Source organism: Neobacillus sp. NRS-1170 (assembly GCF_050468025.1).
Genome location: NZ_JBITPF010000127.1, coordinates 1 through 6,701, shown reverse-complemented (window position 1 = coordinate 6,701; position 6,701 = coordinate 1). Strand labels below are relative to the sequence as shown.

Genomic DNA, 6,701 nt, shown 5'->3' with positions numbered 1-6,701 from the left:
TTCATGATAACTTAAACAAATGGGGTGCAAGAGTTAAACATTAAGCTCCAATTTAGTGGCTTTTCTTATTGAAGCAAGGTACGAAGGTAAAAAGAGCCATGGATTTTATCCCATGAATTACCGAAAGAATATTTTCTTTTTTCATGTATAATCGTTTTTGAGGTGAGTTGTAATTGATATGGTTAGTAATCACAGCTTTATGTATTGTATTTGTTTATATAATAAATCGGGCCTATAGGAACACAAAGGATATCGCGATCAACAAAATTCAGGTAAATCCAAATGCTGACCAGGGTCCCGTTTTAAACATTTTGCAGCTTTCCGACATGCATCTTGAAAACATCTCAATTTCCCCGGATCAGCTTTACGAGAAGTTGAAAAACGAAAGCATTGATTTAATCGCACTTACTGGGGATTTCCTCGACCGAAAACGTACAATCCCTAAGCTTATTCCATATTTAAAGGTTTTAAATAAATTAAATGCCAAACATGGTATATACGCAGTTTTAGGTAATCATGATTATGTTCTGCGCGGAAAGAACCTGCAGAAGTTAAAAGAAACACTTGAACAGCATAGCTGTAACGTTATGCAAAATGAAAACAAAGTCATTCATGTAAAAGGACATCCTGTAAATATTATTGGCGTTGATGATTTCAGTACAGGACGCAGTGATTTGGCTGCTTCTTATGCAGGCTTAGAACATGGATCCAATTTGGTATTAACCCATGACCCGAATCTTGTTCTTGATATGAAAAACTATTACTTTGATTACTTGCTGGCAGGTCATTTTCACGGCGGGCAAATCTGTTACCCTAAAGCGTATCACCTTGTAAAAATGGGGAAACTTGTGAGAATGAACATGATAAAAGGGCTTCATGTGCAAGATGGAAAGACGTTTTATATTAGTGAGGGACTAGGGCAAACAGGAGTGAATATCCGTATTGGAAGCCGTCCTGAAATTACGTTGCACCAATTATCAGTAGGATCAGCTAAAAATGAATCATTAGCTGCAATATAAGAAAAGGGCTGTTATTGAAATGATCAACAGCCCTTCTTTTGTACTTTAGAGTTCCTAATGAAAAGTGGAAACTACCTGCCTGTTATTAAGTTTTATGCATACTTGATAGTTTATCCTTAGACATAAATAAATAACTCGGTGCAGGTTGCTTTCCTATTTTTTTAAAGGATGGTTTTGTTGTGGACAGAAACATGATCGGTGAATGTGATATCCACTTAAACCATTTATAAACAGGATGAGAAATAGCAATAACTTCAAATCCCAGACGTTCGCAGCCTCTGTTTAAGGAAGTAATTCCGATAATGCCTTGTATTTCATTGGAATACTCATGATCTCGAATATACCTTTCAATCGCCGGTAACAATCGTTGGACGCGTTGATAAATTAGTCTTGCTTTTTTGATTTCACTTTTAAGATGCTTCAGTTCATTCAATAATCTTACATTATGTAAGTGGATTTTGACTAAAATATCATTTTTCTTTATTTGCGTACCATCTGAAAGCATCAGATCTCTTCCTTTATAGCGAGTAAGCCGTACCCTGAAAATATTATCCGCTTCTTTAGTCGGAAGATACATTAGTCGGGTGCAATTGAAGTATAAAGGATCTAGTATGTTCCATATAGATAAAAAGTAGCCTTTCATGCTTCAACTTCCTTTTAGAACTTTTACTCATAGTTTGAAACGGGTAGGAAGATTTATTTCTGGTAAATTCATCTTACACTGAGAGTGAAATAGATCTGGTAGAAGCTATCCATATTTTTATATATAAATTATTCACTTTAGAAGCATTGTAAAGAAAAGTTAATAACAACCTCATACATATTATTACTAAATTCTTTTAAGAATTCATGTGAATCATTTTAGAAAGTAGGTCATTTTTTCTATAAACTAATGCCTAATATTACCTAATCATAAAATATCAGGTGGAAATGAAAAGTATTGATGGTATGAAAGAAATATTTCTAGACTTATCCGAACAAAATAAGCCACTTTTAAACACTCAAGAAGATATTGAAAAGTTGATTGTAGTGGATAACCCATATGCTGGGTTACTTGAAACTTTTCTGAAACATTACTACACATCACTACTCACGGAACATATCACCGTGGTAATATAGCCACTATGTTACGACAAATGGGACACACCTCTGTAATGCAAGACTTTGGGCTTTACCTCTATCAAAATAAAACAGAGTAACTCAGAATAATTAAACAAGATAATATATTTATAAAGGATTTATTTTATAATTATTCTGAATATTATAAAATATGGAGGGGAACTATGAAAATTTCTAAGGAGTGGGTTCCAGAACATAGTGATTATATTAGAAAAAAGGTAATTGAATATAACCTTTCGATACTACCTGATGAAGTAAAACAATCATCAATAAGTGTTAGCCATATACTTAGAAATGATGATGGAAAAATAGTTGGGGGGATTACCGGAACGATATTCAGGTACCATTTACATATTAATTATTTATGGGTTGATAATTCATTAAGAGGTAAAGGTTATGGTAAAGAGTTATTAAATCATATTGAAAAAACGGCAAGAGAAAATAATTGCAGACTAATACTATTAGATTCTTTTAGTTTCCAGGCACCAGACTTCTATCAAAAGTTGGGATTTAAGGTCGTTGGGATAGTAGAAGATCACCCAAACTGTTTATTTATGGTCGAAAGATTATAAATAGGTAATCAGCTATTCATGATAGTGCTAGGTAGATCGGTACGTGCTCGACCTTCCAATCTAAATACATATAATTTTAAAGAAGATATGTAACAATTAAGTCACCTTCACAGGTGACTTTTTATTTATGTAACATGATCCAGTATTAACACCATTTTAGACATAATTAAAGCACCTCTTAAAGGTGCTTTAATTATTGTTTATATTGATTTCAACTTATAATCGTAATATTCTTTAACAGGTTCTCGGTTTATTATGAATGTATCATTATAACACCCCCGTTTTATTCTCCACCATCATCAGTATCACTATCTGTATCGAAAAAGTCATTTATATGACTAACAATACTTTTATTTTCGTTAACAAGGTGGTTGTAGTTTAAAAACTCACCGAGCGAAAAACTATCTAATATCTGTTCTTTATCTCTGCGGATAAACAGAAAAATAACTACGATTAATACAATCAATAAAATTAATAGAAAAATCACAAGTATCACCCCCTTACAAAAATATTATTAAAGAGTGAAAGAAAAGAGAACGCAGTCCCTGCTGCGGCATTCGTCCTGATCAACTAATGGGGCAGGGTAGTTGAGAAGGTTTAACTAAAGTTAAAAGCGGTAGTGTACAATAGTGAGTCAGTGGAAAAATACAATTTTCTTCTCCACTTTTGTACTTTTTTTATGACTTTGCTTGTTAAGGATTTGGATAATAGAGGTAAATATGGGGAAGATATCTGTAACTCTGTTTAAACGAATGGTGGTTATTGATTAAATGGTATGGGATTATATTTGGAAGGCGATTTTGATCGTTCTTGAGGGAACAATACTTTTGAGGATGGCAGGCCGTAAAACAATTTCACAAATGACATTGGCTGAAACTGTTATAATGATTGCAATTGGAACTTTACTTATTCAACCTGTAGTGGGAAAAAATATTTGGACAACCTTTTTGGTTGCTAATGTTCTTATCGGAACACTTTTAGTAATTGAATTTATACAAATGAAATCAGACAGTTTTGAAAAAATGATTACAGGTAAAGCGATAGTGGTAATTGATAACGGAACTTTGAATGAAAAAAACCTGAGGAAACTTAGGTTATCAGTGGACCAACTAGAAACGAGACTTAGACAAAATAGTGTATCTAAAATTAGTGACGTAAAATGGGCAACCCTGGAACCAAATGGTCAATTAGGTTTTGAGTTAATGCACGATGCTCAACCTGTAACGAAAAAGGAATTTGAAGATTTCAAACATACTATCGTTAATTTGATTCCTAGTAATTCGCAACTTACTCATATAAACGAAATTTTAAACTTGATAAACAAACAGTACCAGGTCGAAAGTCAAGAGGACATTTTCGAAGAGATTAAGAATAATGAACATAAAATACCCCTACCAAAGCATTTACAATAACTGGGTCAGATCCCCGTAATATGGACCTACTGCCGTCGATGCGGTTTTTTTTATTGTACTAACGAAGCAGTTTAGTGGAAGAAGAACAATGATGTATATTATCTATAGCTAATTGGTTTAAAAAAGGAGAAAGTTATGATAAGTGGAAATAATTTTAAAACTGGTGGCATTTTAGATGATTACGCTGACTTTAGAGTTGTAGAGTGTGTATTTTGTAAATGCCAATATTTTCACGACTTTGAACATTGTACTTTGTTCTATGACACTAATCATTTGGAACAAAGTTTTTTTAATACTATTTGATAGTGGAAAAGAGGAGAATTATCCAGTATCTTGTCGTAAGTGTAAACGAAAAGACTGGGATTTCAGATATTGATTATGATGAAAGAGAAAAGGTCCTAAAAGGTGAATGGGGTTGGGCGATTTAACTACTTTCTAATTCAACTAACTGGTAGCGATTGTTCAATAAGGGCAGTCGCTTTTCTTGTTTAGCTAACGTCTCTTCAAAGTAAATAGTGAAAGTGGGTAGTAATAATATATGTTCTCAGAATATAACTAAATGGACTTGGGCTAATTAAGAGGAAATTATAATTCAGGGTCATACTTTTACGAATACCCTGCTGATAACTGATGAAATTCAAACTCCACTTTAAGAAATTTATATTATGTAGTAGAGGATAGGGACAACCCTTTCCTCCTCAAATATTCTTTCATTTTTCTTTTAACAACAGTAGCCATAATGGTGCCATGGATGATAAAATCCGAATCCACCATGGAAAGGATAATGATGATGATGGAAACCGTAACCATACGGATGATAGCCATATCCCATCATCGGATAACCAAAAGATCCAAAGTATGGAGGCATATAGACACCTACTTTCATTTTTTTTTATTTACACTTTAGACATATGTCATTTGGAATTGAAATGAGCATATCTTATTTGAAAATAGGCATAACTGGAATATTTTCATTCTCTGGGTGCAGCGATGTTTTTTCCGCTGCATGGAGGGCTAACGGGATAGTTTTGTCACGATAACAAAAACTAACAGAATGAAAACGATAATATATAAAGGAGATTACATATGCTGAAAAAGATACTGAAAATCCTTCAAGTACTCCTAATTGTATTTATCTGCGCATGTTATGTTTTGCTTGTTTGGGGTAAAATTGACAGAATAGCAGCCGAAAAAAGGATAGTATTTGACCAGCAGCCCAACCAATACTCGATTCGTCAAAGTAATATTACTATGTATACGGACGCGAAACAGTTAAACAATCAATTATTCTCAGATATAAGGAAAGCAAAACATTACGTGCATATCAACTTTTTCTCTATTGCTGATGATAAAGTAAGTCATCAATTTCTAGATTTATTGAGACAAAAAAGCCAGGAAGGTGTAGAAGTATATTATGCAGTGGACAGGCTGGGTGGAATATTACTAAAGAAAAGGGAAAGAGAATTATTGGTTAAAGCAGGAGTGCATTTTACGTATTACAATACGCCTGCTTTTCCATATCTTTTTGCTTCTTTGGATCGTCGAAATCATCGCCGTATTTCAATTATTGATGGAAGGATTGGGTACATTGGCGGATTTAACATCGGCAAGAAGTATTTAGGAGAAAAAGTAAAACTCGGTCATTGGAGAGATTATCACCTTCAAATACGAGGAGAAGGAGTTCAAGATCTAGAACATCAATTTGTGTTAGACTGGAAGAAAAACACAGAGCAACAGATTCCTATACACAGCGCGACAAAGGAAAAGGGAGCAACCTCGCATCGATTTACTGCATATTATAGCGGAGAAAAACTTGGGCAAGATTATGCAACGATGTTTCATCAAGCAAAAGAGTCCATCATTATAGTAACACCTTATTTTATACCAAATGACAGAACTATTTGGAACTCATTATTGGATGCAAGAAAAAGAGGAGTTCGTGTTAAAATTCTGTTCTCACCTCATTCGGATGCACTGTTAGTTAAAGAGGCAGCGTATCCATATATTCGAAAAGCATTAAAACAGGGAATAGAAGTATACGGTTATAAAAAGGGAGTGATACACGGTAAAGTATTCTTGATTGATAAAAACGTATTGATGATAGGGACCGTAAATTTTGATTCGCGCTCGTTTCATTTAAATGAAGAAATGAACTGTTATATCCATGACCCTGTCTTTATTTCTAAAATAAAGCCAGTCATCAATGAAGACATCCAAAATTCAAAGCGAGTAACATCCTCTGACGTCAATCAATTATCTATAAAAGAAAAACTGAAAGAAAAGTTTGCAAAAATGATTGAGTATTATTTGTAAAAACTAAGTATTTTTATTTAAGGTGTAGTAGACTGCATTTAATTAGAATAAATTAAATTACTGATACTAAAATAGAAAGCTATGGAGAGGGAACATTGTTTCCTTCTCTTTTTTATTTAGGATATGTTAAAGGGCTACTCATTTTTACTACTATTTAAGAACGATATTTCTTAAAAATTCTGTGTTGATATTGAGCTTCATGGATGGCGAACGGGTGCTTTCCTTCAATAAAAATCCGCAATGATCTTCAACTAAACCAGCTAATA

The 6,701-nt window shown here is 33.5% G+C and carries 7 protein-coding genes and 1 pseudogene; 5 read left to right on the top strand and 3 right to left on the bottom strand.

Annotated features, from left to right (window positions below):
- The first annotated feature begins 173 nt into the window (after nucleotides 1–173).
- Nucleotides 174–1,019: a metallophosphoesterase gene (locus ACIFOT_RS32250; RefSeq protein ID WP_430073057.1), complete on the top strand. Its 846-nt coding sequence runs from the start codon at nucleotides 174–176 to the stop codon at nucleotides 1,017–1,019.
- 85 nt (nucleotides 1,020–1,104) lie between these two features.
- Here ACIFOT_RS32250 and ACIFOT_RS32245 read toward each other — a convergent pair whose 3' ends face one another.
- On the bottom strand, nucleotides 1,105–1,662 hold the full coding sequence (locus ACIFOT_RS32245) for a YkoP family protein (protein WP_430073054.1): 558 nt from the start codon (nucleotides 1,660–1,662) through the stop codon (nucleotides 1,105–1,107).
- 269 nt (nucleotides 1,663–1,931) lie between these two features.
- Between ACIFOT_RS32245 and ACIFOT_RS32240 the strand changes: the two are divergent.
- Both ACIFOT_RS32240 and ACIFOT_RS32235 read left to right on the top strand, forming a co-directional pair.
- A pseudogene (locus ACIFOT_RS32240) lies at nucleotides 1,932–2,218 on the top strand (DinB family protein); the annotation flags it as partial.
- Between the two features lie 84 nt (nucleotides 2,219–2,302).
- Nucleotides 2,303–2,710: a GNAT family N-acetyltransferase gene (locus tag ACIFOT_RS32235; protein ID WP_430073051.1), complete on the top strand. Its 408-nt coding sequence runs from the start codon at nucleotides 2,303–2,305 to the stop codon at nucleotides 2,708–2,710.
- Between the two features lie 283 nt (nucleotides 2,711–2,993).
- On the opposite strand, the gene ACIFOT_RS32230 is transcribed toward ACIFOT_RS32235, so the two are convergent.
- The gene (locus ACIFOT_RS32230; protein ID WP_430073048.1) at nucleotides 2,994–3,197 is read right to left on the bottom strand and encodes a hypothetical protein; all 204 of its coding nucleotides are present in this window, start codon (nucleotides 3,195–3,197) and stop codon (nucleotides 2,994–2,996) included.
- A 283-nt stretch (nucleotides 3,198–3,480) separates the two neighbouring features.
- Here ACIFOT_RS32230 and ACIFOT_RS32225 point away from each other — a divergent pair, with 283 nt between their 5' ends.
- Entirely contained in the window at nucleotides 3,481–4,122 is a 642-nt protein-coding gene (locus tag ACIFOT_RS32225) for a DUF421 domain-containing protein (RefSeq protein ID WP_430073046.1), read from the top strand.
- A gap of 721 nt (nucleotides 4,123–4,843) precedes the next feature.
- On the opposite strand, the gene ACIFOT_RS32220 is transcribed toward ACIFOT_RS32225, so the two are convergent.
- On the bottom strand, nucleotides 4,844–4,990 hold the full coding sequence (locus ACIFOT_RS32220; protein ID WP_430073043.1) for a hypothetical protein: 147 nt from the start codon (nucleotides 4,988–4,990) through the stop codon (nucleotides 4,844–4,846).
- A 218-nt stretch (nucleotides 4,991–5,208) separates the two neighbouring features.
- On the opposite strand from ACIFOT_RS32220, the gene ACIFOT_RS32215 reads away from it, so the two are divergent.
- Nucleotides 5,209–6,435, top strand: coding sequence for a phospholipase D-like domain-containing protein (locus ACIFOT_RS32215; protein WP_430073040.1), 1,227 nt, complete (start codon nucleotides 5,209–5,211; stop codon nucleotides 6,433–6,435).
- Nucleotides 6,436–6,701: the final 266 nt, after the last annotated feature.